At 67.9% G+C, this 26,495-nt stretch carries 22 protein-coding genes; 11 read left to right on the forward strand and 11 right to left on the reverse strand.

All coding sequences use genetic code 11. The features are described from left to right. The first annotated feature begins 1 nt into the window (after window position 1). From BLW84_RS13040 to BLW84_RS13070, 7 genes are all read left to right on the forward strand, one after another. Window positions 2-913 carry a YveK family protein gene (locus tag BLW84_RS13040; protein ID WP_093265304.1) on the forward strand — a complete coding sequence of 304 codons (912 nt, stop codon included), beginning with the start codon at window positions 2-4 and terminating at the stop codon, window positions 911-913. Continuing rightward, window positions 910-2,520 (forward strand): lipid II flippase MurJ, encoded by a 1,611-nt coding sequence (locus BLW84_RS13045; RefSeq protein WP_177226437.1) that lies wholly within the window; start codon window positions 910-912, stop codon window positions 2,518-2,520. Before BLW84_RS13040 ends, BLW84_RS13045 begins: the two co-directional genes overlap by 4 nt. Then, window positions 2,517-3,965, forward strand: a complete 1,449-nt coding sequence (locus BLW84_RS13050) for an O-antigen ligase family protein (protein WP_093265307.1) — start codon at window positions 2,517-2,519, stop codon at window positions 3,963-3,965. Before BLW84_RS13045 ends, BLW84_RS13050 begins: the two co-directional genes overlap by 4 nt. Window positions 3,966-4,047: 82 nt before the next feature. Then, on the forward strand, window positions 4,048-4,653 hold the full coding sequence (locus BLW84_RS13055; protein WP_245761118.1) for a sugar transferase: 606 nt from the start codon (window positions 4,048-4,050) through the stop codon (window positions 4,651-4,653). Continuing rightward, window positions 4,650-6,689 carry a GNAT family N-acetyltransferase gene (locus tag BLW84_RS13060; RefSeq protein ID WP_093265310.1) on the forward strand — a complete coding sequence of 680 codons (2,040 nt, stop codon included), beginning with the start codon at window positions 4,650-4,652 and terminating at the stop codon, window positions 6,687-6,689. Before BLW84_RS13055 ends, BLW84_RS13060 begins: the two co-directional genes overlap by 4 nt. Window positions 6,690-6,793: 104 nt before the next feature. Then, window positions 6,794-8,056, forward strand: coding sequence for a nucleotide sugar dehydrogenase (locus tag BLW84_RS13065; protein ID WP_177226438.1), 1,263 nt, complete (start codon window positions 6,794-6,796; stop codon window positions 8,054-8,056). Between the two features lie 136 nt (window positions 8,057-8,192). Continuing rightward, window positions 8,193-9,038 carry an alpha/beta fold hydrolase gene (locus BLW84_RS13070; protein ID WP_218157306.1) on the forward strand — a complete coding sequence of 282 codons (846 nt, stop codon included), beginning with the start codon at window positions 8,193-8,195 and terminating at the stop codon, window positions 9,036-9,038. A gap of 80 nt (window positions 9,039-9,118) precedes the next feature. Here BLW84_RS13070 and BLW84_RS13075 read toward each other — a convergent pair whose 3' ends face one another. Further along, on the reverse strand, window positions 9,119-9,433 hold the full coding sequence (locus BLW84_RS13075; RefSeq protein WP_093265313.1) for a helix-turn-helix transcriptional regulator: 315 nt from the start codon (window positions 9,431-9,433) through the stop codon (window positions 9,119-9,121). A 493-nt stretch (window positions 9,434-9,926) separates the two neighbouring features. Between BLW84_RS13075 and BLW84_RS13080 the strand changes: the two genes are divergently transcribed. After that, window positions 9,927-11,312: an FAD-binding oxidoreductase gene (locus BLW84_RS13080; RefSeq protein ID WP_093265315.1), complete on the forward strand. Its 1,386-nt coding sequence runs from the start codon at window positions 9,927-9,929 to the stop codon at window positions 11,310-11,312. Here BLW84_RS13080 and BLW84_RS13085 read toward each other — a convergent pair. Then, the gene (locus tag BLW84_RS13085; protein ID WP_093265317.1) at window positions 11,309-11,875 is read right to left on the reverse strand and encodes a nucleoside deaminase; all 567 of its coding nucleotides are present in this window, start codon (window positions 11,873-11,875) and stop codon (window positions 11,309-11,311) included. The two genes, BLW84_RS13080 and BLW84_RS13085, sit on opposite strands and share 4 nt — an antisense overlap. Before the next feature lie 82 nt (window positions 11,876-11,957). Between BLW84_RS13085 and BLW84_RS13090 the strand changes: the two genes are divergently transcribed. Further along, the gene (locus BLW84_RS13090; protein WP_093265318.1) at window positions 11,958-12,926 is read left to right on the forward strand and encodes an antibiotic biosynthesis monooxygenase; all 969 of its coding nucleotides are present in this window, start codon (window positions 11,958-11,960) and stop codon (window positions 12,924-12,926) included. Between the two features lie 113 nt (window positions 12,927-13,039). Here BLW84_RS13090 and BLW84_RS13095 read toward each other — a convergent pair whose 3' ends face one another. The 7 genes from BLW84_RS13095 to BLW84_RS13125 form a co-directional block, all read right to left on the reverse strand. Continuing rightward, window positions 13,040-14,185 (reverse strand): vWA domain-containing protein, encoded by a 1,146-nt coding sequence (locus tag BLW84_RS13095; RefSeq protein ID WP_093265320.1) that lies wholly within the window; start codon window positions 14,183-14,185, stop codon window positions 13,040-13,042. Then, window positions 14,178-15,068 carry an AAA family ATPase gene (locus BLW84_RS13100; RefSeq protein ID WP_093265322.1) on the reverse strand — a complete coding sequence of 297 codons (891 nt, stop codon included), beginning with the start codon at window positions 15,066-15,068 and terminating at the stop codon, window positions 14,178-14,180. Before BLW84_RS13100 ends, BLW84_RS13095 begins: the two co-directional genes overlap by 8 nt. Continuing rightward, window positions 15,065-15,943: an XdhC family protein gene (locus BLW84_RS13105; protein ID WP_093265324.1), complete on the reverse strand. Its 879-nt coding sequence runs from the start codon at window positions 15,941-15,943 to the stop codon at window positions 15,065-15,067. The genes BLW84_RS13100 and BLW84_RS13105 overlap by 4 nt, the downstream gene beginning before the upstream one ends. Before the next feature lie 11 nt (window positions 15,944-15,954). Then, window positions 15,955-18,333 carry an aerobic carbon-monoxide dehydrogenase large subunit gene (locus BLW84_RS13110; RefSeq protein WP_093265325.1) on the reverse strand — a complete coding sequence of 793 codons (2,379 nt, stop codon included), beginning with the start codon at window positions 18,331-18,333 and terminating at the stop codon, window positions 15,955-15,957. Further along, on the reverse strand, window positions 18,330-18,869 hold the full coding sequence (locus BLW84_RS13115) for a (2Fe-2S)-binding protein (RefSeq protein WP_093265327.1): 540 nt from the start codon (window positions 18,867-18,869) through the stop codon (window positions 18,330-18,332). The genes BLW84_RS13110 and BLW84_RS13115 overlap by 4 nt, the downstream gene beginning before the upstream one ends. Before the next feature lies 1 nt (window position 18,870). Beyond that, entirely contained in the window at window positions 18,871-19,743 is an 873-nt protein-coding gene (locus tag BLW84_RS13120) for an FAD binding domain-containing protein (protein ID WP_093265328.1), read from the reverse strand. Window positions 19,744-19,942: 199 nt separating this feature from the next. Beyond that, window positions 19,943-21,067, reverse strand: a complete 1,125-nt coding sequence (locus BLW84_RS13125; protein ID WP_093265330.1) for a glycosyltransferase — start codon at window positions 21,065-21,067, stop codon at window positions 19,943-19,945. Window positions 21,068-21,618: 551 nt separating this feature from the next. On the opposite strand from BLW84_RS13125, the gene BLW84_RS48360 reads away from it, so the two are divergent. Further along, a complete protein-coding gene (locus BLW84_RS48360; RefSeq protein WP_218157307.1) occupies window positions 21,619-21,801 on the forward strand; it encodes a MerR family transcriptional regulator in 183 nt (60 codons plus the stop codon). 17 nt (window positions 21,802-21,818) lie between these two features. On the opposite strand, the gene BLW84_RS13135 is transcribed toward BLW84_RS48360, so the two are convergent. Further along, window positions 21,819-23,615: a LamG-like jellyroll fold domain-containing protein gene (locus BLW84_RS13135; RefSeq protein WP_093265333.1), complete on the reverse strand. Its 1,797-nt coding sequence runs from the start codon at window positions 23,613-23,615 to the stop codon at window positions 21,819-21,821. A 423-nt stretch (window positions 23,616-24,038) separates the two neighbouring features. Continuing rightward, window positions 24,039-24,977: a DMT family transporter gene (locus BLW84_RS13140; RefSeq protein ID WP_093265334.1), complete on the reverse strand. Its 939-nt coding sequence runs from the start codon at window positions 24,975-24,977 to the stop codon at window positions 24,039-24,041. 72 nt (window positions 24,978-25,049) lie between these two features. Between BLW84_RS13140 and BLW84_RS13145 the strand changes: the two genes are divergently transcribed. Beyond that, window positions 25,050-25,928, forward strand: coding sequence for a LysR family transcriptional regulator (locus BLW84_RS13145; protein ID WP_093265336.1), 879 nt, complete (start codon window positions 25,050-25,052; stop codon window positions 25,926-25,928). Window positions 25,929-26,495 lie beyond the last annotated feature (567 nt).

The following is a 26,495-nucleotide window of genomic DNA, read 5'->3' on the forward strand; positions in this document are numbered from 1 at the left end:
CTTGACCGAAACCCAACACTCCAACGGCGAACCGGTCAACGCTCAGCACTTGGACGCCGCACAGGTGAGAACCGGTGCCGCGCCCACCAGTCCGCTCCCCGGCGCCCGGGAAGACCGGCAGACCCCGCCGCCCGGGCCGGAAAGCCGGGCGTGGTCCGCACTGCTGGCCAACAAGCGGCGACTGCTGGGCGTATCTCTGCTGATCGTGCTGCTCGGCGCCGGCACCGCATTCATCGGGGCCTTGGTGTGGCCGCCGGTGTACGCGGCGCGCGCGCAGATCCTCTTCGAGATCGGGGAGGAGAAGTCGACCGGTTTCCTGCGCGAGGACCGGAGTCTGACGACCCAACTGGTGCTGCTGCGCAGCAGGCAGGTGCTGGGGCCGGTCGCCGACCAGGAGCGGCTTCCGGTGGAGGAATTGGAGAAGACGGTGACGATGTCGCTGCTGGACAGCAGCGAGGTCCTGCAGGTGGAGGCCAGGGCTGGTACCCCCGACGCCGCCGTGCGCCGGACCCGGGAGATCGTCGACCGCTACCGGGACGTGGCGCGAACCAACAGCGAGTCCGGAGTGGACGGTTACGTGCTCGAAAACCTCGCCGATGTCCGGGCGCAGCTCGCCGAGGCGAACGCGCAGGTCTCGCGAGAGCGCGCAGTACCCGGCTCTCCCTCGCTGGCCGCCGCCGAAGCTCTGGTGCACGGCCTGAAGCAACGTGAGCAGCAGTTGCAGTCGCAGCTCGACCAGCTCAGCATGACCCAACTCGCGCGGTCCGAACCCAAGGTCGTGGTGCCGGCCTACTCGGTGACCGACCCCGTCAGCCCCCGCCCCATGTTCGCCACGGCAGCCGGAGCGGTCGCCGGACTCCTGGTCGCAGCCGTCACAGCTGTGCTCCTGGTCCGCCGGTGGAGCATTCGGTGAGTGCTCGGTCCGTGCTGCGCGCCGGCCTGTCCCGGCCAGCCGCCAGGAGAACGGTGCGGCGTTCTGCCGTCGTCTCCGGCGGAATCCTCATCAGCCGACTGACCGGGTTGGTCCGGGTCGTCGTGGTTGGCGCGGTGCTCGGCCCGACCTACTTCGCGAACGCGTTCGTCGCCACGAACATGGTCCCCAACCTGACCTACAGCGTCATCGCGGGGCCCGCGCTCGCTCTCGTGATCGTCCCGACCGTGGTGCAGGTGCTCGCGCGCGGCGGACCAGACGCGGCAACCAGGCTGCTCGGCCGGGTCACCGGATTCCTGCTGATCGCTTCAGCAGTGCTAGCCGGCATCGTGGCGCTCTCCGCGCCAGTGCTCGGATGGTGCCTGACCCTCGGCATCCCGCAACCCTCGCTCCGGGAACAAGCCGAGCAGACGACAACAGTGCTCGTCCTGCTGGTCGCCCCGCAGGTCATGCTCTACACAGCGGCAGCGCTGGGAGCCGCTGCTCAGCAGGCCCGCGAACGCTTCGCGCTGGCGGCCGTGGCTCCCGCAGCGGAGAACGTGGTGCTCATCGCCGCCGTAGTCGTGGTAGGTGTGCACTGGGGGCCGGGGCTCGATGTCGCGGAGATCACGGCCGGCCCGTTGGTCGTTCTCGGGCTGGGCAGCACCCTTGCCGTGGCGGTGCACGCTTGCCTCCAGTTGTTCGGGGCGGCCCGGGCGGGGCTGCCGCTGCGCCCGTCATTGCGCTGGCGACCGGACCCGGAGGTGGCGTCCGTCCTGCGACGGCTGCGCAATTCGATCAGCCTGCCCCTCACGCGATCGGTCGCGCTGTACGTGCTTCTGGCCGCCGCGTCGACTGTGCCTGGCGGAGTCATCGTGGTGCAGAGCGCCTACACGGTCATGCAGGTCCCGACCGCGTTGGGGGCACGGGCAGTGTCGACCGTCGTCTTGCCCGGGATGTCAGCCGCAGTTGCACGCGACGACCACAGCGGTTTCGCCGCGTCGTGGCGACAAGCCCTGACGCTCGCATCGATCACCAGCCTGCCTCCGCTGCTCCTGCTCGCCGCGCTCGCACACCCGGTCGCGAGCATGCTGGCGAACGGGGAATTGCACTCGGACAAGCTGATCGACCAGCTCGCGGCCTGCCTCGCGGTGATCGCAGTCGCCCAGTTCGCGGCGAGCGTGCACATGGTCGGGCTCGATGCGCTGTTCGCGCAGCTGAACACCCGCTGCCCGCGGCTGGCCAGTTACGCACTCCTGGCCGCGTCGCTCACCGTCACCGTCGCCGCACTGCTCGTGCCGGACGACAAATCCCGCTTGGTGGTGCTGTGCGCGGGCCTGCTGGCGGGTGAGCTGGTCGGAGCGGTGACCGTGCTCTTCGGGCTGCGAGCCGCGTTGCGGCCCGAACGCTGGATCGACCACGCACAGATCGCGCGGGCTCTTCTCGCTTGCGTCTCGATGGTGCCGATCGTCGCTTTCGGCCGCTGGTTTCTGAGCACCGGCGAGATCAGCCGGGCTGGAGGTGTGATCGCCCTCGGCGCGTGCGGACTGGTGGCGATCGCGGTCTACGCCGGGGCGGTGCGCATCAGCTGGATCGGACGATGCCCATGAGCGCTCTGCTGCCCCGGCGCGACGAGGTCTCCGGCAGGATTCCGGACCGCGCGGAAACACGGCTCATAACCCGGGCCGCCTTGTGCGCATCGCTGGCGGGACTGGCCGTCGTCGTGGCCGGACCGGTGGTCGTCGGACCAATGGTGGGCGCAGCGCTCTTCGCCGCGGCCGCGTACCGTCCCGTGTTCGCGACCTATGCCTACCTGCTGACCTTGCCGTTTCTCGCGGGTATCGAACGGGGCGCGCTGGTGCCGGGAGCGCGGCCGAACGAGGCGTTGTTCGCCGTGCTGGTGGCCGGGGCGTGTCTCGGTGGCTGGCTGCGGCTGCTACGTGGTGACCCGATCCCGCTGCGCCTCCGGCCGCTGGACGTCCCGCTAGCCGGTTTCGTGGTGCTCAGCACGGTGTGGCCGATCGCGTCGATGATGCTGCGCGGCGCCGAACCACACGGCTCCGATCTAATGGCGCTGCTGCCGGTGTGCAAACTCGTGGCGCTGTTCCTGCTCGTCCGGTTGACCGTGCACACCGAGCAACAGCGGCTCCGCTGCATCCGCCTGGTGGTCTGGCCGACCGCTGGGTTGTCGATAGTGGCGATCTTGCAGACGCTGGGTGTCGAACCGGTGCTGACGTTGCTGAGCGGGTTCTGGCATGCGAGCACGAGCGAGGCCAGCGACCGCGGCACGGCGACACTGGGGTCCTCGATCGCGACCGGCGATTACATCACCGTCGGGCTGGTACTCCTGCTGTACTGCGGCATTCGCGGAATCCTCGGCAAGTGGGAGCGGATCGGGCTCGGTGTCCTGCTCGGTGCCGGCGTCCTCGCAAGCGGGCAGTTCTCGACCTGGATCTCCGCACTCGTGGCCGGGGTGCTGATCCTGCGCCGTTACCCGCAGGCCCGGCAGCAGGTGGCCAGGTTCCTGCCGATCGTGGGGATCGCCGCGCTCGTCGGCGCGCCCGCGTTCCTCGGCCGCATGGCGGATTTCACGCAGGGCTACACCGTGCCCCGCAGTTGGCTCGGCCGGTGGGACAACCTCACCACCTTCTACCTGCCCCAGCTGGCGGACGGGCACTTCGTCTTCGGGATCTCGCCTGACTCGGTGCTCACCGCCCCGGAGACCTGGCGGGACCACATCTACCTCGAATCCGGCTACCTGTATTTCCTTTGGGCCGGCGGGATTCCGTTGCTGATCGGGTTCGTCTGGCTGTCGGTCGCGGTGCTGCGCGGGGTCAGTCGGCTGGCCGCGAGTCCCGGCTCGGCAGGGGCGTGCGCGGCAACGCTCGAGGTCGCTTGGTGGATGGTCCTGGTTCTGTCGCTGATCGACATCCACCTGGCGGTCCGCGGGTTCGGCGATCTGCTGTTCGTTCTGCTGGCGATCATGTCTGGGAGGCTTGGTGATGACGAGAACAGCACTCAAGATCCTGCTCTCGATCGGTCTCGCACAACCTAGGAGACCGACACCGGCGGCGCGGGCGGAGCGCACACCGGAACCGTTGCCGCCGCGCGGTCGGCGACCTCGGTGGGAGCGGTCCGTGGTGCGCGGGATCGACGTGGTCGGTGCAGCCGTCGGGTTGGCCGTTCTCGCGCCGCCGATGCTCATCGTCGCCGGCATCATCCGCCTCGCCAGCCCGGGCCCGGCGCTGTTCCGGCAACGCCGGGTCGGGCAGGGCGGAAAGCCGTTCACGCTCTACAAGTTCCGCACCATGCGCCTGGGGTGCAGCGACGAACCGCTGCGCGACATGATCGCACGCGAGTTGCGCGGCGAGGACACTTCCGCCGACGGCAGCTTCAAGCTGGACCGCGATCCGCGCATCACCGCGGTGGGTTCTTGGCTGCGGCGTACCAGCCTCGACGAGTTGCCGCAGCTGCTCAACGTGCTGCGCGGTGACATGGCGCTGGTGGGCCCCCGCCCGTGCCTCGAGTGGGAGGCCGCGATGTTCCCACCGGAGTTCGCCGAACGGAGCGCGGTGAAACCCGGGCTGACCGGGCTGTGGCAGGTCAGCGGCCGCAGCACCATGGACACCTTGGGCATGCTCCGTCTGGACATGGTCTACGTGCGGTCCTGCAGCCTGCAGACCGACCTTCGGATCCTGGCCCGGACCCTGCCGTCGATGCTGCGCGGGGACGGTGCCCGATGACGACACTCTTCGTGGCGACCACGGGCGGTCACCTGGCCCAGCTGCACAGCCTGTCCGAGCGGATTCCCGCGGACGGTCCGGCGGTGTGGGTGACCAGCCGCAACGAGCAGAGCACGTCGATGCTGGCAGATCGGGACGTCGTATACGTTCCGCCGGTCGGATGCCGCAGCGTGCGGGGAGTTCTGCGGTGCCTGCCGATCGCGCACCGGCTGTGGCGTGCCCGGGGCATCACCCGGGCCATCTCCACCGGTTCCGGCATCGCACTCGGTTTCCTGCCATACCTGGCCGCGCGCGGCGTGGAGTGCCACTACATCGAAAGCGCCGCACGGGTGAACAGCCCGTCATTGACGGGAAAACTGCTCCGCTGGGTTCCCCGGGTCCGGGTGTACACCCAGTACCCGCACGCTGCCGACCGCGGCTGGCGCTACGGCGGCAGCCAGTTCGACGTCTACCGGGCAACGATCGCAGACCGCCCGCGGGGAGACCGGCTGCGCGTGGTGGTCACGGTCGGCGCATCGACGTACCCGTTCCGCCGGATGATCGAATCTCTGGTGCCGCTGCTCGAGCCGGACGGTGCGCTGCACCAGGCGACCGGTCTGCCGGTCGAAGTTCTCTGGCAGACCGGTCCGGCGCCGGTGGACGACCTGCCGATCCAGACCAAGCCGTACCTGCCGATCACCCAACTCGCGGAGGCGCTTTCGTCGGCCGACGTGGTGATCAGCCACTCCGGTACCGGGTCCGTGCTGCTGGCGTTCGATGCGGGGAAGGCGCCGGTGGTGGTCACCAGGGAGCGCCGGTTCGGCGAGGCGATCGACGACCACCAGCGCCAGCTCGCGACCGAACTCGATCGCCGCGGCCTGGTACTGCACCGGGAACTCGGCGACATCACCGTCGATGACCTGCTGGCAGCTCGGTCCACGGCGGTGGGAGCGCTGCGGGAGCCACCGTCGTTCCAGCTCTCCCGAACTCCTGCGAAGGCCCTGATGCGCAGCGCGACACCCGAAATCGTCACCGTCGACCCGCGGAAAGACCCGCGATGGGCGGAACTCGCCGCTGGTCCGCAGGGCAGCATGTTCACCTCCCAGCCGTGGCTGGAGGCACTGTGCCGGACGTACGGTTTCACCCCTGAAGCTCGCATCGCGGTGGACGCATCGGGAGCGGTAGTCGGCGGCTTCGCCTGGGTCCGCGTCCACGACATCCGCGGAGAACGGCTGTGCAGCCTGCCGTTCTCGGACTGGGCGGACCCGTTCGCACCCGACGAGACCGTCTGGCACCAGCTTACCGACGGGATCGTCGACCAGGGCCTCCCCATTGCGTTGCGGTGCTTGCACTCCGAAGCCCCCGTGCGGGATCCGCGGCTGCGGGAAGCAGGCCGGCTCGCCTGGCACGCGACGCGGTTGGACGCCCCCCTGCCCGAACTCCACCGGCGGATCTCCGCCAACGCCCGCCGCAACATCGCCGCAGCCGAGCGGAGCGGCGTCCGGATCAGTGCCGACACCGGGGTGGAAGCGCTGCGGAACTTTCACCGGATGCAGGTCCGGCTGCGCAAGCACAAGTACCGAATGCTGGCCCAGCCGATGGAGTTCTTCGAGAACATCTGGGAGCAGTTCCACTCCGACGACTCGGTCGTGACCATGACAGCGCGCGTGGGCGACGAACCCGTCGCCGCTGCGGTGTTCCTGCAGTGGAACGGTGTGCTGCACTTCAAGTTCGGTTCGTCATTGCAGGACCGGCTGCACCTGCGCCCCAACGACGCGATCTACTGGGCCGCGATCCGCTGGGCTGTGGATCGCGGGCTGCGGCTGGTCGACTGGGGTGTTAGCGACCTCGACCAGCCGGGGCTGCTGCGCTTCAAGCGGAAGTACGCCGACGACGAGAAGCAGGTCGTGATCTTGCGCTCACAACGCGGATCATCGACTGAGCGTTCCGAAGTGGACGATCTGCTCGGCAAGATCACCGGTTTGCTCACCGACGAATCCGTCTCCGATGACATCACCGGGAAGGCAGGCTCCCTGCTCTACCGGTACTTCTGCTAGGGGGCTTCATGCAGCGCGATGACCGATCAGCCGTGAACACGAAGCGTGCCGTTGCACCTGCACGGACGAACGCAGCCAGGAAAAGCCCGGAAGGGGTGATCGGAATGTCCGGTGCACGAGTTGCCATCGTGGGCCAGGGCTACGTGGGCCTTCCCGTCGCCATGCGCGCCTGCGAGGCCGGATTCGACGTCGTCGGTCTTGACGTCGACGAGGACCGCATCGATCTGCTCCAGCGCGGCAAGTCCTTCATCGACGACGTGGACGACGAGCGACTCGAGGCCGCTCTGGCGACGGGCCGGTACCTACCGACCACCGAGCGCGCGGAACTGCGCGGCTTCGACTTCGCTTCGGTCTGCGTTCCCACCCCACTGCACGACGGCGCACCGGATCTGCGTTACATAGAAGATGCCGCCCGTGCGTTGTCCACGCACATCTCGCCCGGCTGCTGCGTAGTGCTCGAGTCCACCACCTATCCCGGGACCACGGAGGAGATCTTCGTACCGATCCTGGAGTCCGGTTCAGGACTGCGCGCAGGAGCCGACTTCTACGTCGGTTACAGCCCAGAACGCATCGACCCGAGCAACCCGACCTGGAAGTTCCACAACACGCCCAAGATCGTGTCCGGTGTGGACCCGGGATCGCTGCGCGTCGTCCGCGACTTCTACGACCAGCTGGTGGAAGTGACCGTTCCGGTGCCAGGACCTCGGGAGGCGGAACTGGCAAAACTTCTGGAGAACACCTTCCGGCACATCAACATCGCGTTGGTCAACGAACTCGCGGTGTTCTCGCACGGACTCGGGGTGGACGTGTGGTCAGTCCTCGATGCGGCGGCCAGCAAACCGTTCGGGTTCATGCGCTTCTCGCCCGGACCCGGGGTCGGCGGGCACTGCCTGCCAATCGATGCCTCCTACTTGTCTTGGCAGGTGCGGCGTTCCCTGGGACAGGAGTTCCGATTGGTCGACGTCGCCAACGATGTCAACAAGCACATGCCGGACTATGTCGTCGCACGTGCCACGGAACACCTGAACCGGCGCCGCAAATCCGTGAACAGCAGCAACGTCCTGCTGATCGGGCTGACCTACAAGGCGAACTCCGGCGACGCACGCAACTCCCCGTCGATGGCCGTGGCCGAGCGCCTCGACCGGCTCGGCGCCGACCTGCGCGCGGTCGACCCCCTCATCGACCCGGACGAAGTTCCGCCCTACGTGCGGCTGGTGGGGTTCGATGCCGACCAGATCTCCCAGTCCGACCTGATCATCGTGCTAGCCGACCACGACATGCTCGACTGGGCGCTGCTGGAGCGCTACGCCGACCGCGTGCTGGACACCCGCAACCGGCTCCGCTCACCGCAGGTGGAACGGTTTTGACGAACTCCGCGACACGAACGGAACCCTCACATCCGACGCAGAGGCGGAGAAGACCGATGACATGCCGAGGAGAATGGCCGATCTTGCGGGTCTGAGCAGGGTTCCGGTGGACCGGCTTCCGGACCACACTGGAGGAGTGGTGAAGGTCCTCGAAGTCGACGGCATCGAGCTGGCGCTCGATCGCCGTGGACCCGACGGCGCCCCGGCACTGCTGCTGATCGCAGGTGGTGGCCAGTCGATGGATTGGTGGACACCCGAGTTTTGCGACCTTCTCGGCGCTGGTGAGCTGCAGGTCATTCGGTACGACCACCGCGACACCGGTCAATCGAGTACGTCCGCGCCAGGACAGCCCGATTACACCGGCGACGACCTTGCCGCCGATCCGCTACGCGTCCTCGATGCCCTCGGCATCGAGGACGCGCACCTGATGGGCATGTCGATGGGTGGCGGTATCGCGCAGAGCATCGCGGTGCGCGCACGCGAGCGGGTGCGGTCTCTGACGCTCGTCGAATCCAGCCCCGCGGGTGGCGACCGTGGTGATCTGCCGCCGCCAAGCCTCGCGGTCGCCGCAACCTGGGAGGAGCCCGAGCCAGAGATCGACTGGGCGGACGAGACCGCGGTCATCGACTATCGCGTCGACGTCGAGCGACCCTTCGCCGGCCCGCTCGGGTTCGACGAGGCGCGCGTGCGTGCCCTGGCGACGCTCGAGGTGCGCCGCAGTCGCAACATGGCATCGTCGATGGCGAACCACTTCATCGCCGAACCTGGGACTTCGGTGGACCCGGCCGAGATTCGCGTGCCGACCCTCGTCCTGCATAGCGCTGACGACCCGATGTTTCCTCTCCCGCACGGGGAAGCGCTCGCGCGAGTGATCCCAGGAGCCCGGCTCATGCGCCTAGGGGGAGTGGGGCATGAGATCCCGCCGCCTGCCGTGTGGGATGTGGTCGTGCCGGAGCTGCACAGGCACCTACTGCACACCTGACGGGATTGCGCGGCCCCAGTTGAGGCTGAGATCGCGGACTCCACTCCAGCAGACTTGAGGCAGGCGTTGTCGGGTCAAGGTCAGTCGTGGGTCGGCGAGTTGCTCTCTTGGTTGTGGCGGCGGTCTTGCCTGCTGGCCGTGCGGTAGTGGCTGGGCGGTATGCCGAAGGTTCGGGAGAATGCGCGGGAGAAGGCGAACTCGGAGGTGTAGCCGATGCGTTTGGCGATGGCGGTCAGCGGGTCGTCGCTTTCCCGTAGCCGGCGTGCGGCAAGTTCCATTCGCCGGCGCCGGAGGTAGCAGAGTGGTGGTTCGCCTATCGTGCTGGTGAACCGCCTGGTGAGTGTCGCCCGGGACAGGCCGCCCGATGTGGTGCGTGGGGTCGTGTCCCTGAGCACTCCCTTTCAGCCGCACGCGGACCGGCCTCATCTCGCCGGGCTGCGTGCCGGCGCCGGGGAGGACTACGAGAACTACTATTCCGTCTACCTCCAGCGGCCAGATCCCGGCACGAGAAACTGGTTCTGTTACGTGTCACGGGTTTTCGCGCGGACGCGCATGCGTCGGTCAGCTGCAATGCCGGAATCGCTGGGTGACTCGTACACGGGAAACCCGTTGGCTTGGTTGCCGGGGTCAGGCCTGGCGCGGGGTTCCCACCGGCCGCCCGGTCGCGCGGGACCCCCGAACGTGCCGCCAAGTCCCTCCCAGGAGGTCGCCGCTTCGACCGCTGCTTGATGCCCCTCTGCCTTGCCCACCGGCGAGCACAGGCACTTCTGCTGTGCCACGCTCGCGATGGCGGGCTCGTGGAGTCCGGGAACCGGGACGAACGTGTCGACGCTTCCCCGCGGCAGGTCGGGGTCGTGCATTGCCGCGAACACAGGTGTGGGGGACGTAATGGGTACCGAGATGCTGCGCGGAACCCGGGGCACCGTCGTGTGGCGCGGATCGGATGCCTACGAGCGGACGAGGCGCGCCATGCTGTGGAACGCGTGGAAGCCGGAGCGCTTTCCCGAGCTGATCGTCACTGTCGCATCGAGGGACGATGTCGTGCGCGCGGTGCGGTTTGCCCGCGCCCGTGGTCTCCGGGTCGCGGTTCGCGGTGGTGGGCACAACTGGTGGGGCTCCCCGCTGCGCGACGGGGGAATGCTCGTCGACCTGTCCGGGTTGCGGGACGTGGTAATCAACCCCGCCGCGCGCACCGCGCGGCTGTCGCCGGTGGTCTCCAACCGCAGGCTCGCTGCCGCACTCGCCGAGCACGGGCTTGCCTTTCCGGCCGGCCACTGTGGTCAGGTGGTCGTCAGCGGTTACCTGCTCGCCGGTGGCTTTGGCTGGAACACCCGCGTCTGGGGACCGGCGTGTCACAGCGTGCGAGAGATCGACGTGGTCACCGCAGACGGGGAGCTTGTGTACGCGAACGAGCGGGACAACGCCGAGCTGTTCTGGGCGGCGCGCGGCGCGGGCCCGGGCTTCTTCGGCGTCGTCACCAGTTACCTGGTGGACGTCTATCCCTTGCCGCGCGCGCTCACCACGAGCACCTACGTCTACTCGCTCGCCGACGCGGAGGAGGTTGCGGGCTGGGCGTCCGACCTGGGCGACCGGCTGCCCCCAATGGTCGAGCCGAGCTTCCTTCTTGCCGCCGCACCACCCGGGGTGACGGCGGAACAGCCGGGCAAGGTCGCCATCGTCACCGCCGCCGCCTTCGCGGACTCGACGGACGCCGCAGTCGAGGCACTGGCGCCGCTCGACCGCTGTCCCGCCGCCGGGCGGGCGCTTCAGGCCCAGGTCGCCGTGCCCTCCACCTTCGACGGGCTGTTCGACGCCGCCGCGACGTTCTGGCCCGAGGGCCGTCGCTACGCCGCCGACACGGCGTGGTCGAATGCCGAACTCGGTGACGTGGTGAGCCGCCTGCGGGAACCGATCCTGGCCGCTCCCGCGAGGGAGTCGGTCATCCTCGCCACCCTGTCGCCGGAACTCCGCGACGTCGACCCGGCGGCGGACACGGCGTTCTCCGTGGCCGGACGGACCCTGCTCGACTGCTATGCCGTGTGGCAGGAGCGGGCCGACGACGCCGCGAACCGTGCTTGGCTGCGCGAAACGATGGCGGCTCTGGAACCCGTCACGGTCGGCCACTACGTGGGTGAAGCGGACCTCACTGCGGAGCCGGAACGAGCCCGCCGGTGCTACACCGAACAGAACTGGCAGCGGTTGCAGGCGCTGCGCGCACGCTTCGACCCGGACGGACTTTTCCACACCTATCCCGACGGCGTCGCTCCGCGCTAGTACGGGTGCCGGTCGGGCTTGTTCATCCACGCCTGGTACGCCTTGTCCCCGATCTCGGGATAGATTTGTTGAATCGATATTCTCCGCTGGTCGAGTGGTTTCTTGAAGTCGTCGTACTGGAAGGCGTCGTCGAAACCGATCTCTCTGGTGTCTTTGAGATCTTTGGCGTAGTAGACCGCGTCGATTCGGGACCAGTAGATCGCGCTCATGCACATCGGGCACGGTGCACCGCTGATGTAGATGGAGCATCCCATGAGCATGCGGGCCCGCTCGGGCACCACGTCATCCGAATCTTTCTGCCGTGGCACGAACTCCAGTGTCGATTCGTTCTGGTGGTCTTCCGGAATGCTCGGCGCCTCGGAATTCAGTATCTGCGAGGCCTTCCGTATGGTCTCCACCTCCGCATGCGCGGTCGGGTCGCCGGTGAGCAGAACGCGGTTCTGCCCCCGTGCGATGATCTCTCCGTCGCGGGTGATCACCGCGCCGAACGGGCCGCCCCACCCGTTCTCAACGGATTCGGTCGCCAACCGCACGGCTTCGGCAATGAGTTCCTTGTTTTCCATCCCCAGAACCTCCGATCAAATCGCACTCAGCGCTTCTTAGTCGAGTTGTCCGACCTGCCGGAGCTAGTTATGGTTACCCGGTATGGAATGGGGGCCAAACCAGGAATTCGGGAGTCGCGGCGCGACCGTCCTGATCTCGTTGACGGTCCGTGAAGGCCGTGAGGACGACTACCAGCGATGGCAACAAAGGGTGGACCAGGCGGCCAGCGGCTTCACCGGGTTCGAGGCGGCGGAGCAGTATCCACCGACGTCAGGTGAGCAGAACGCGTGGTCGGTCGTCTTTCGCTTTTCGACGATCGACCAGTTGAGGGCCTGGTTGAACTCGACGGAACGGCAGGAACTGCTCGCCGAGGGCGAGGGCCTGTTCGAAGGGCCGACCACGCAGGAGGTTCTCGCTGGAGAGCCGCCGACCCGGGATGTCGTGACCGCGGTCGTCTCACACGACGTCAGGCCGGGTCGTGAACGCGAGTTCAGGCACTGGCAGAACAAGGTCCGCAAGGTGCAGGAGAAGTCTCCGGGATTCATGGGACTCGAACTTTTCGAGCCCGTACCAGGAGTTCAGGAAAAATGGGTCGCGGTGTTCCGATACGACAGTCGTGAGCACCTGGAGGAATGGTTGGACTCCGAGGCGCGAGCGAAACTTCTGGAGGAAGGAAGGGACTACTTCGCAGCCTATGACGTGCGGAAGATCAGATCGGCATTCGGCAGTTGGTTCCGCTTCGACGGCGAAGGGGAGGAAGGGATCCCACCCAACTGGAAGCAGGCCATGACCGTGTTGCTGGCCCTCTATCCCACCGTCATGGTCCTGAATCTGACAGTCGGTCACCAACTGGACGCGGCAGGGCTACCGGGGTATCTGTCCCTGTTCATCGGCAACATGTTGAGCGTGAGCGTCCTGACCTGGTTGCTGATGCCCCTGGTGAACAGGCTATTCGCGTTCTGGCTGGTGCCGGGGCCGGTCCGCGTGGTGGTGACGAACCTGGCGGGCACGGCCGCCATCGTAGCCTGCTACCTGCTGTTCCTGGTCATCTTCGCCTGGGTCACTGCCTAACCGCGAGCCCGGTAGGACGAACTTGAAGAAAATCGCAATACAGGGAATGGCGACGCGCGGCGATCGTAGCGAATGTCCTCTGCAGGCGATCACAAGGTGAATGCGACCAGGCGTCACCTGCGCCGCCGGCGCCACGGATCGGCGATCGCTGCGGTCAGCTCGTCGAGCTCGTCGAGCCGGTGCCCGCTGAGCACCACGTCGCAGTACGGCCACGCCGCTGCCATCCCGCCCGCCATCGGCCGGTAGCCGGGACGTGCCACTCGCGGGTTGACCCAGACGATCCGGAACGCCAGCCGCGCCAGCCGCGCCATCTGCCGTCCCAGCTCGCGCGGATCTCCGGTCTCCCACCCGTCGGAGACGATCACGACCACCGATCCCCTTGCCATGCCGCGCCGACCGTGGCGGTCCAGGAACTCTCCGACCGCGTCGGCGATCCGGGTTCCGCCGGACCAGTCCGGGGCCGCGTCGCCCGCACACGCCAACGCGGTGCAGGCTCGCGTGCGGGCGAACAGCCGGGTCAGCCGGGTCAGTCGGGTGGCGAAGGTGAACACCTCCGCGTGCGCTCCGCCGGCCGCGCAGTACAGGAATTGCAGCAATGCTCGGGCGAACGGTTCCATGGAGCCGGAAATGTCGCACAGGACGACGAGTTTCCTCGCTCGCAGCTTCGGGCTGCGCCTGCTCAACCGCACGGGGTGCCCGCCGGTTCGCCGAGCGGCGCACAACGTGTTGCGCAGGTCGATTCGGCGACCGTGCGCGGTGCGGCGGTCGCGTCGTGACCGCCGCACCGGTGGGACGAGTGCGAATCGGCGCATCAGAGCGGCCAATGACCGCAGTTCGTCGGCCGAGAGGTCGGTGAATTCGCGATGGCTCAGCTGTTCCGCGGCACTGGCCAACGCCGGAACCTCGAGGTCCGTGGTCGACCTGTTCGCACCACCGGAATTCGCGCTGTCCCGGTCTGGGCCACCGGGCCTGGTCGGTGGAATCGCCCGCTCCGCCGGCGGATGCTCCAGTTGTCCGCGCTGCTCAGACGGGTCCACGACGCGCTCGAACACCGCGCGGAACACCGCATCGAGCACCGGCATGTGGTCCGGATCGGAGATCAGGGTCGCTCGTGCGCACCAGCGCAGCTCCCGGGTGTTCGCCGGTCGAACCACTCCGATGGCGTCGGTGAAGCGCGCACAGCGATCCGGCCCGACCGGCAGTCCCTCGGCGCGCAACGCGGCGCCGAACGCTGCCACCAGGTCAGCCAGATCAGCCATCGTCGCACACCAGAACCGTCGTCCCCGCTTCGCGCACTGCCGTGACGTCTTCGGAGTACTTCAGCACGGCACCGAGCGTCCGTTCCGCGGCACTTTCATCCACTGTGGACAAGCCCAGGACCTGAAGCGCCATCGCCCAGTTGATCGCCTCGGCCACGCCGGGCGGTTTGGTCAGGTCCAGACGGCGCAGGCGACCGACCGATGCGGCCACGGCGGCAGCCAGCTGATTGGTCGCGTTCACCCGGCGCCGGATGATTGCGGCGACCCGGTCGGCATCGGGATAGGCGATCCAGTGGTACAGGCAGCGCCGCTTGAGGGCATCGTGCAGGTCGCGGGTGCGGTTGGACGTCAGCACCACGATCGGCGGCACCACGGCTCGCCGGGTGCCGAGCTCGGCGATGGTGATAGCGGCGTCGGCGAGCAGTTCGAGCAGGAACGCCTCGAACTCGTCGTCGGCTCGATCCACCTCGTCGATGAGCAGGACTGCGGGGCGCGGGCCGGGGTGGGAGATCGCGGCCAGCAGCGGCCGTTCCAGCAGGTATTCGTCGGTGAACAGGTCGGCGTCGCGCAGCACCGCACCGCGCGACTCGGCCAGCCGGATGGCGAGCAGCTGGCGCGGGTAGTTCCACTCGTAGAGCGCCTCCGCGGCGCTGAGACCTTCATAGCACTGCAACCTGATCAAGCGGGTGTCCAACACCGCCGCAAGCGCCTTGCCCGCCTCCGTCTTGCCGACACCGGGCTCGCCTTCCAGCAGGATCGGTTGCTGCATCCGCACCGCGAGCAGCAGCGCGGTGGTAAGCGCGTCGTCGGCGAGATATCCGACGCTGCCCAACTCCGCCTGCAGGGTGACGGCATCGCGGAACGGGCTGGACGGCTCGCTCATGTCGGGTATCTCGCCGGCTCGTCGATGAAAGCTTCGCGACACGCGGGTCCGCAGAAGTAGACGGATCGGCCGCCGCAGTGCGCGGACGGGGTACAGGCATTGATCGCAACCGCCATTCGGCACACCGGGTCCACGGCCATGGGCGTCTGCTTCCCCGGCCCTGCCCGGCGTGGCCGCTGCATGACCAGTTCGGCGTACACGGACAGCGCGATCTCCGGTGCGGTCTGAGCGCCGATGTCCAGTCCCGCCGGTGTGTGCACCCGCGCCCGCTTCTCAGCGGTCACGTCCAGCCGGTCGAGCACTGCGGCGCCCCTGCGGCGGCTGGCGACCAGCGCGACGTAGGGAACGCCGGCCCGCAGCGCCGAGGTCAACACCGGTTCCTCGGATCGGCCTTGCGAAGCAACGACCACGGCCCCGATATCGGCGGGAAGTCCGGCATCCGCATCGGTCGCGCTGTCCACTTCGTACCCGAGTTCCCCGCCGAGACGAACCAGTGCGCGCGCCACCGGCGTATCACCGAACACCCGCACCAGCACGGGCGGCAGCACCGGTTCCAGGAAGATGTCCAGGGATCCGCCGGACAAGCAAGGATTGCTCACCGTGACGAGCCCTTCAGCGCGCGTCTCGTCGGAGACTGCGGGAGTGATCCGCAGTATCACCGGAGCTCCGCCGTCCAGCAGTCGCAGTCCCTGCGCGCGCACGGTCGATTCCGCGCACGCACCGCCGACGAAGCCTTCCACGGTCCCGTCCGGCAGCACCAGCGCGGAATCGCCGGGCTTCGCGCTGGTGGGCCGCTGCACCCGGACGACGGTCGCGACCACGAACGGCGTGCGCCTGGAGCGCAGATCCGCTCTGCGCTCCACGAAATCGCTCACATCCCACCACCTCAGCCGATCGCCAAATCCGTCCTCAGTGGACGACCTTGCATGGCGCGCCACACGGTGGCCGGGGTCAACGGCATGTCCGCGTGGCGAACGCCGTACGGCTTGAGCGCGTCCAGCACCGCGTTCACCACCGCCGCCGGAGACCCGACGGTCGCCGACTCGCCGACCCCCTTGGCGCCGATCGGGTGGTGCGGCGAGGGCGTGACCGTGGCACCGAGCTCCCACGACGGGCATTCCACCGACGTCGGCAGCAGGTAGTCCATGAACGAACCGCCGAGGTTGTTGCCTTCCTCGTCGAACGCCATCACCTGCATCAGGGCCATGCCGACGCCCTCGGCGAGCCCGCCATGCACCTGCCCCTCGACGATCATGGGGTTGATCCGCACACCGCAGTCGTCGACCGCGACCAGCCGGCGCACCGCCACCTTCCCGGTCTCCCCGTCCACGTCGACGACGCAGATGTAGGCGCCGAATGGGAACGTCAGGTTGGGCGGGTTGTAAACGCAGCTGGCGTCCAGGTGGCCTTCGACGCCTTCCGGCAGTTCGAGGGTGGAGTGCGCGGCGAGGGCGATCTCGCTGATCGTCTTGCCCGCTTCAGGGTCGCCGCGGACGAACCAGCGCCCCCGCTCCCACTCCAGGTCGTCCGGGCTGACCTCCAGCATCGCCGAGGCCACGACCTTCGCCCGCTCGCGCACCCGCTGCGCCGCCACCGCGGCGGCTGCGCCGGAGACCGGTGTGGAGCGCGAACCGTACGTGCCGAGGCCGAATGGCGTCTGGTCCGTGTCGCCGTGCACCACCTCGATGTCATCGGGCGAAATGCCCAGTTGGTCGCTCACGATCTGCGCGAAGGTCGTCTCGTGGCCCTGGCCCTGGGTCTGCACGGAGATCCGCACCACCGCCTTGCCGGTCGGGTGCACCCGCACTTCAGCACCGTCCGCCATGCCGAGCCCGAGGATGTCCATGTGCTTGCGGGGTCCAGCACCGACCGCCTCGGTGAAGAAGCTGATGCCGATGCCCATCAACTCGCCCCGCTCCCGCCTCCGCTGCTGCTCCGCGCGCAGTTCTGGGTAGCCGGCGATGTCCATGGCCAGCTGCAACGCCGCTGGGTAGTCCCCGGAGTCGTATTCCCAGCCGGTGGCGCAGGTGTAGGGGAACTGCTCGGGGCGCAACAGGTTCTTCATCCGCAGCTCGCCTGGGTCGACGTCCAGCTCGCGGGCCAGCAAGTCGACCATCCGCTCGACGAGGTAGACGGCTTCGGTGACGCGGAACGAGCAGGCGTAGGCCACTCCGCCGGGCGCCTTGTTGGTGTAGACGCCGGTCACGTGGCAGTGCGCCGCCTGCAGGTCGTACGAGCCGGTGAACACGTGGAAGAACCCGGCCGGGAATTTCGTCGGCTGCGCGGTGCCGTTGAAGGCGCCGTGATCGGCGATCACCTCGACGCGGACTCCGACGATCTTCCCGTCCTTGGTGGACGCGATCCCGCCGCGCATGTGGTAGTCGCGGGCGAAGCTCGTGCTCATCAGGTTCTCGGCGCGATCCTCCACCCACTTCACCGGTTTGCCGGTGACCATCGAGCCGACGATCGCGCACACGTAACCCGGGTAGATGGGGACCTTGTTGCCGAACCCGCCGCCGATGTCCGGCGAGATCACCCGGATCTTCTGCTCCGGCAGACCGGCCACCATGGCGTAGACGGTGCGGTGGGCGTGCGGTGCCTGGCTGGTCTCCCAGACGGTGAGCTTGCCGGTGGCCGGGTTCATGTCCGCCACCGCGCCGCAGGTCTCCAGGGGCGCCGGATGCACTCGCGGGTACAGCAGGTCCTGTTCGACGACCACCTCGGCCCGGGCGAAGACCTCATCGGTGCGGGCCCTGTCACCGGCCTCCCAATCGAAGATGCGGTTGTCCGACTTGCCGTCCTTGTCGTCGCGGATGACCGGGGCGTCCGGGTCGAGCGCCTTGAGGGCGTCCACCACCGCCGGCAGCGGCTCGTACTCCACGTCGATGAGCGCCAAGGCGTCCCGCGCGGCGTACCGGTCCTCGGCGATCGCGAAAGCGACTTCCTGGCCCTGGAAACGCACCTTGTCCGTGGCGAGCACGGCCTGCGTGTCATAGGACAGGGTCGGCATCCAGGCGAGACCGAGCTCGTCGAGCGTCTGGCCGGTGATCACCGCCCGGACCTTCGGGTGGGCTTCGGCCGCCCTGGTGTCGATCGACACGATCTTCGCGTGCGCGACCGGGCTGCGCAGCACCGCGCCGTGCAGCATCCCCGGCAACTGCACGTCGTCGATGTAGGTCCCGCGTCCGCGGATGAACCGTGCGTCCTCTTTCCGGTGCATGGGGCCGAACCCCATCGGCGCCCCGTGTTCTTCCACTGCCGTCATGCCCGCACCTCCTCGGCGGCGGACCGCTGTCCGGGCACCGCGGATTCGTCGGCCTCCGCGACCGCAGTCGGCGCGCCAGATCCGTGCTCGGCAGCCCAGCGGATCGAGCGGACGATGTTCTCGTAGCCGGTGCATCTGCAGACCTGGCCCGAGATCGCTTCCCGGATGGTCTGCTCGGAAGGGTCCGGGTCGTGGTCGAGCAGCCAGCGGCCGGTCATCAGCATGGCGGGCGTGCAGAATCCGCACTGCAGTCCGTGGCATTCGACGAAGCCCTGCTGGATGGGATCGAGCCCGGATTCTGTCTCCAGCCCTTCCACTGTGCGGACTTCGCAACCGTCGGCCATCACCGCCAGGACCGTGCACGCCTTTACCGGCGTTCCGTCCAGCCACACGACGCAGGCACCGCAGTTGGACGTGTCGCAGCCCCAATGCGTGCCGGTGAGTCCGAGGTGGTCGCGGAGGAAATGCACCAATAGCAGCCGCGGTTCGACGTCCTGGGTGTACTCCCGGCCGTTCACGGTCGTGGTGATCTGCATGTCAGGCCTCCTCGCCGCGCGAGCGGGCGGTTGCCTTGCGCAACGCGCGCGTCACGAGGACGCCCGCGAGGTGCCGCTTGTAGTCCTCCGGCCCGCGTTGGTCGGAAACCGGATTGCAGTGCTGGGCGGCGATCCGCCCGGCCTCGGCGAACTGCTCTTCGTCAGCGGGCCTGCCGCGCAGGACGTCCTCGGCCTCCGCAGAGACGAATCCGGCGGCGCCGACCGCGGTCAGGCCGATCCCGGCCTCGCGAACCCGATCGCGATCGAGCTCCAGCACGGCACCGGCCGCGGCCACCGGCCAGTCCCCGACGCGGCGCTCCACCTTCTGGTAGGCGCTGGCGTGCGATCGGATCGGAACGCGGATCTCCACCAGCAGTTCGCCTGGCTCGACCACGGTCTCGTAGGGGCCGGTGAAGAACTGCCGGACCGCCACGTTCCGGCGTCCTCCGGCGCCTTCGACCACGAGTACGGCCCGCAGGGCGGCGAAGGCCGCCGACAGATCCTCCGAGGGATCGGCCTGGCACAGCGATCCGCCGACCGTGCCGCGGTTGCGCACGATCGGGTCAGCGATCAAGCGCTCCGCGTCGCGCAGGATCGGGAGGTGCTCGCCGACGACGGGCGAGGCGAGCAGTTCGGCGTGCCGGACGATCGCACCGATGGACAGCTCATCTCCGTCCACGCTGATCCTGGCGAGTTCGGTGAGTCCGTTGATGTCCACCAGGGCCGGTGGCTCGGCCATCCGCAGCTTCATCATCGGCAGCAGGCTCTGCCCGCCCGCCACCACCCTCGCCTCGGGCCCGTACCGGGCGAGCAGGGCAAGCGCGTCGGCCACGCTCGCGGCCTTCTCGTATTGGAACGTCGCTGGTACCTGCATGCGCCCCTCCCGTCGACGGGGCCGCGCGAATGTGACGCTCTGCCGACGGCCCGCCCGCCACAAGGGGCGTTAGTACCTACCTCGACATCGATCTCGGCCATTCTCGCCTGGCTGCGGTAACTCGTGGGGCAAATCGGACCGGTGTGGTCTCTCCCCCCGCCGTACCGTGACCGGATGTCTCGGTGCGGCGGGGGGAGGGTCAATCCGCGGCCGCTGCCAGGACGGCCGCGACTTCGGTCGGGGTGGGCATGGCGGCGATCTGCTCGGCCAAGGCGTTGGTGGTCTTGCGGATGAGCGGGTCCGTGAGGACCCTCAAGACCGCGGCAGCAGTGGCTTGCGGGGTGGCTTCGCCGGGTTCCAGAGCGATGCCTGCGCCCGTGGCGGCGACGCGTTCGGCCTGAATGAACTGATCGGCGCCCTGCGGAATGACCACGAGCGGGATCCCCTTGGCCAAGGCGGCGAGAGTGGTGCCCGCGCCGCCGTGGGTGAGGATCGCGTCGACGCCCTGCAGCAGATCGGCCAGCGGGGTGAAGGGGACGAAGCTGATCCGGCTGTGATCGACGTTGAACTGCGCAGGTGAAGCGAGCAAACCGAGTGTCACCACGAGGTCGATGTCCGAAGTGGTCAGGTCGGTCAGCAGCGGACTGATGACCTCCGGGGCGTCGAAGTAAGTGCCGAAGCTGACCAGCACTCGCTTCCGCTCCGACGCGACGGGGGCCGGTGCCGGGGTGCCGGGTGCACGGTGGGGCTCGGGACGCAACGGTTGCCAGCCCGCCGGGCGCTGCCAGTCGTCGGCCTGCAGCGACGGCGGGCAGGTGTCGAGCAGACACATGTCTGCTGGCAATGACAGACCTCGCGCAGCGAACCGGGGTTGGGCGGTCGCCTCGAAGGCCGCGACGAATGGGGTCGGTAGCGCCGGACCGAATGCGAGGCTGACCATCGGGACCGCGTGGGCCGCTGCGACAAGCGGACCGACGTAGTCGCAGACCTCGCGGACGACGAGGTCCGGCCGGAAGTTGTTCGCGGCGGCAAGCGCTTCGTCGGCGGTGAGGTCGATGCGGGCGCCGGCAAAGAACTCGCCGACGGCCTCAGGCGTCGGGTTGTGCGCCGCGTCCACCCCGGTGCGCGCGCTCACCTCGGCCATCAGCTCGGCTGCCGTCGGGCCGGCAGAGAGCAGGTGCAGCCCTTCGGGTTCCAGGACGGACTGCAGCGTGTCGGAGGTGAGTACCGCGACGTCGTCGCCCCGCTTCTGGAAGGCGCGGGCGAGGGGGAGCAGTGGCAGCAGGTGACCGTGCTGAGGGGTGGTGGAGAAGAGGACTCGCATGCGAAAAGGCTAGCCACGCTGCGCTGGACGAATGTCCAGAATGCGGGGCAGCACGAGGAATCATGCCCTTTTGGGCGCCCGCGAAGGTTTCCCGGCGTTGCTACTCGGACGGAACAGGGTTGGGTCGTTGATCAGCGGTTCGGTTCTGGTAGAGCATTTCGAGGGCGACGGGCGTCGAGCCTGATTTCTATGGTCGACGCCGTCGACGCAGCCCGATCCGCTGTGATCTGGGATTCCTATCCCTGCGTGGTGATCGCATACGTTTGCCGGTACACCAACGGGATTCCTGCTTCGGCAATCAACGGTCTCGTCAGCGAACTTACTGTTGACTGTGACGTTGCAGCGGAGCGCCACTCTGCGTACATCCTGTACGTGCACCGGGCAAGGCTGCACGCCGACCATCAGCGCGGAGCGGGAAATGATCCGCGTGGTGGAGCGAAGAAGGAGTCCCGGTGCGGCCTGGAAAATGGCTCACCCCACTGGGAAGCTCGCTCAGAGCCTACAAAACCAGACTGGAGCAGCTCTTCGCCGCCGGCCTGCCGAGCAGGTCCGTGCGCGAGGTGCTGCCGTGCGTGGATTCCGGCACAGTGCCCCCGGGGCTCCTGGACCACCCGGAGACCGAGCGCGCCCGCATCAGTCGGCGGATCATCGACCTGCTCGCGGCGCGTGACCGGCTCGACGATGTGATCGCCAACACGCGGAACCCTCCTCCTAGCTGCGATCACACGCAATGATGAGTCCAGCCGGGATGTCAGCCGAGCATGAAGTCGCTCACCGGGAGCGGGCGGGCGACTACGCGGACGTCTCCGATCCAGCCGTGGAAGCCTTGCTCTACCGTCCGGTCATAGGCGTATCCGCCGAGTAGCCAACTAGTGCCTGGATTGGCGAGGCCGGCCGCGGAAGTCCTCGGGTTCCGGACGACCGGGCACCCGTCCACGTACATGGTGGTGTGCGTGCCGTCGTTGACCACGGCGACGTGCCACCATTTGTCCAGCTGCAGTTCGTGGCTCCAGTTCGTGCTGATGCTGTTCGTGTTGAGCGGGAATGTCGCCCACTGGAATCCGGCGCCGTCTGAGAGGGACAACGTGACCGCCGGTTCGCTCGGGTCATCACCGGTCTTGCCTGCGTCTGCGCCGGTGCCCAATCGCGAGAAGACGCCGCACCAGGCGTGGTTGCCGTCCTTGAAGTCCGGTGGCAGCTTGACGAACGCCTCGATGGTGTATCCGCTGGCGAAGTCCATCCTGTTCAACGGCGCCGAGTCGACGGTCTGCAAGTACGAACCGCGGGGAGGGTTCTTGGACCCGGTGAACTGCAGGCTGGCATGGCTTGGTTGCCGCCTGTCGAAGTCTGTGGAGTACGTCAGCGAGCCACCGCCGAGTGTCATGAGCTTCAGGTCGTTGCCCTGACCGGAGAGATCTCGCACGGACTCGACCTTGGTCCCGGCGGCAGCGTTGTCGAAACGCCAGTACGCGATCGTTCCCGGCAGCAGCATGTCCCGCGCTGGTCGCGGTGGGGGCACAGGGACCGGTGCGAAGCCGGCGAAGCGCTGCTCGAAGTCGATCGGAACGCTGAAGTAGTCCACGTCGCCGGTGCGCTCGATCTCCTGGCGCTCCAGCTCGTTCAGGTCAGGAGCCTTCGCCAGCAGCCACGGAGAGACTGTGTGCACGTCGATCACACCGCGCGCCAGGTCGAACCGGTACAACCGGATCATCGCGCTGCCGCCGTAGTAGCGGTCCTGATAGTTGGTGATGTGCAGGTGCACGTCATTGCCGGCCTTGTTGCGGAGCACCGTGCGGCCGGGAGGCCAGAAATGACCGTTGAGGGTGAGGAAGATCTGGTCGTTGTCGGCAACCAGGTCGCGCCAGACGCGCTGGCCGAACTCGGACAGTTGCGCCTGCCCGTCGGCTTCGGCGTACACCATCTCGTGGATCGTCAGGATCACCGGCAGGTCCGGGTGCTGGTTGATCACCGAGTTGGCCCACGCGATGCCACTCGCCGACGGACGCCAGTCCAGCGCCAGCAACAGCCATTGCCGACCACCGCCCCGGAAGATGTGATAGCTGTTGTATCCGTCCTTGCTCGAGCCGCGGTAGGCCGGGGAGAGCGCAGCTCGCTTCGGACCGAAGGTGCTGAGGAAAGGTGTCGGTCCGCGTTGGTCGTCCGTGGACGAGTCGATGTCATGGTTCCCTGCGAGCACGCTGTATGGGAACCGGTGCCGGTCGAGATCTTCGAATGAGCGGCCGATCTGCGCGAGCTCGCCCGGCTGGCCGTGCTCGGTCAGGTCGCCGAGGTGTGCGAGGAACACGATGTTCTCGTCCGTCTTCAGCACGTACCGCAGGGAGGCGTCGAGAGGGGTGGAGTCGCCGCGATCGGCGTCGAACAGGTACTGGGTGTCCGGCATGACGGCCACGGTGAATCGCGGGTTCTCCGGATCGATCCGCCCGGCCTGGCTGGCGGTGCCTGATGCGCCGACCAAGCCTGAGCTGGCTAGCCCAGCGCCGAGCACACCGGTGCCGAGCAGGAAAGTACGCCGATTAGCGTTCATCATGGCGCGAACGCTAGATGGCTAATGTGGACGGTGTCGGAAACGGATGATGAACATTCGCCGCAGGTCAGGCCACTGGTTTTGCGAAGCCGAACAACGACGGCGCGAGAGGCGGCGAGCCACTGTGGACGCACGGATACCCTTCTGGTGGCCTGTACCGCCGCAAAAGCGCTCAACGCTCCTGGCACGCCCAGCAACCCACGGCTGTTGAAACGCCGGTATCCGACCCTGGACTGGGGAAGGCTCCAGCACAGCGCTACGCATCGCCACAGACTCCGAGCCGGCAACACTGAGCGAGGGTGTCGCTGAGAGCTCAGGTACCGGAGGCGTTTGAGGGGGCTCGGTTTGTGTGCGTTCGTGCCGGCTGCAGGATTCCCGCTTCAGGGGAATGGGCGTCTGCCGACGGTGCCACGTTCGTCGGACGTCTCATGCGCCGGTGGCCTGCGAACGTGCGCCAGTCCTGCGGATGATGCCGTTCGCGGCGGCGACGCTGACGAGGACCAGTACCGCGCCGAGCAGCTGGAGCGGGGTGGGGTGCTCGCCGAGGATCGCGGCGGACAACGCCAGGGCGAGGACGGGCTGGAGCAGGAGCATGGCCGCGGTCGTCGTGGGTGGGAGCCGGACACTGCCGTGGTGGATGAAGAGCCATGCGACGACCTGTCCGATCACGGCCAGCGCGACCAGGAGGACCCAGGAGTGCGCCGAGATGCCCGACAGGCGGATACCTCCGGACAGCGTTGCGATCGCTGCAGCGGTGAGTGCGGCGGCCGTGGTTGCCCAAGTGAGCGGCTGGATCGTGAGGCCGGGAACCCGCTGGGACGCTCGGCGGGTGATGAAGAGATAGGCCGCGTACCCGATCCCCGCGATCACGCCGAGCACGGTCCCGGTGATCGCGCCGTGCGCACCTGCGTCCCAGAGCCCGCCGACGAGGCTGATGCCGATGAGCATCAGCGGTAGCGCCATCACGAACCGCGCCGTGACCTTCTCCCGGTCGACGAGGAATGCCAGGGCGGGCAACACGACGACTTGCACGTTGACCAGAACGGTGCTGATCCCGGCGCCGACGTGGTAGATCGAAGCCGTCCAGGCCGCGTAGTCCGAACCCAGTGCGACCCCGGCTGCCACTGCCCAGCCGATCCCTGCGCTGGACAGCGGACCGCGGCGCGCACGCTCGTGCAGAGCTAGAGGGACGAGGACGAGCACGGCGATCGCGCAGCGCAGCACGGCCGTGGTCCCGGCATCGACATTCGCGAGCTTGACCAGGATCGCCGAGATCGACAGGCACAGCGCACCGGCCAGCACCGCCGCGGACGCGGATGTGCGATTCGGCGCATCGCGCGAGTCGGGGAAGCGATCCGGGGTCATGCGCCGACGATAGGCACGGCAGACTGTTAAGCACTACTTCTCGTTTCTACCTAGTAGTGATAAGCAAGGCGTATGAGTCTGGAGTGGGGACGGCTTCGCATCCTCGACGCGGTGGCGAGGTCGGGGTCCGTGACCCGGGCGGCGGCGATGCTGCACATGACCGGCCCGGCCGTCTCGCAGCAGTTGCGCCGGATCGAGGCCGAGGCCGGGGCGAAAGTGGTCGTGGCGGATGGACGCGGGGTGCGTCTCACTCCGCGCGGGAGAGTCCTCGCCGACTACGCGAATCGGGTCGCGGAGTTGATGCAGCAGGCCGAGAACGACCTCCACCGAGATGAGCCGCTCGCCGGTCACCTCCGCATCGCCGCGATCGCCTCGACCATCCGAACCCTGCTCGCGGCGAAGCTGCCCGCCTTCCAACGGGCGCATCCGCGTGTGCGGGTCAGCATCGAGGACGGGGAGACGATCGATCACCTCGCGATGCTCTCCGACGGACGACTCGAACTCGTGCTCGCCGAATCCTGGAACACCGCACCGCTGGAAATTCCCCGGGGCATCCGCGCACGGCAGATCGAAAGCGAAACCGTCTGCCTGGCACTTCCGGTCGGTCACCCGCTGGCCGACAGGGGGCAGATCGACGTCCGGGATCTGGCCGGCGAGCAGTGGGCCACCTGCGCGCACGGTTCAGACTCGCACACCGCTCTGGTTCAGATGGCCCGGGATCACGACGTCGAACCCGACGTGACTCACCACGTAGCCGACCACAGCACGCAACTCGCGCTCGTACGGGCAGGATTGGCCATCGCCTGCCTCCCCGCATCGGCCGAGATCCGGGAGGTGCCCGGGGTGATCTGCCGTCCACTGGCGGCCGAGATGCGCCGCGACGTCCTCCTCCTGGCCAGCAACAGGACCGCCCCACTCGCAGTGGAGGCCCTCGTTGAGCATCTCCGCTGAACATTGCCCAGGAGCGTGGCCGCATGACCGGGGTGTGCACGTGTACTGCGGGGTAAGCACCGCGCGGCTGGTTGTTCTGGCCGTCGTCTGCGGTGGGGCAAGTGGCTCGGAGCCTGGTCGAGTCGCCGTCCGACGGCTTGGCTCGGACGGCGTTGTACTGCGCTGAACGGCAGTGAGCTGCAACGTTTTGCCCTGTTTTTATTGAGTTTCCGAAGCTTAGGAGCAAAACCACGACGTGAAGGCAGAAGCGGGGAATGGCCAGGCGGGATGCGGGTTTCACCGGTGGCCAGATCAGCGGTCTGCCGTGCAGGCGTGCGGCTTCGGCCCGGCGTCCACTGTGGAGTGATAGCCCGTGCGATGCCGTAGGTGTCGGATCACGGCGCGCTGCAAGCGGAATTGCTCGCGGACGTGGCGAAGCGGCTGCGAGAAGCGTCGAAACCGATCCCAGGCGCGCTCGAAGCGGTCACGACGGCGGCTGCGAGCCCGGATCCTCAGCGGTCTGCCCGCTTATCGGACGGGGCCGAATGCCGTCGGCTGGTTGAAATGCTGCTTGACCGGCCATCCGGC

It is taken from the genome of Saccharopolyspora shandongensis (genome assembly GCF_900106995.1).
Lineage (GTDB): Bacteria > Actinomycetota > Actinomycetes > Mycobacteriales > Pseudonocardiaceae > Saccharopolyspora > Saccharopolyspora shandongensis.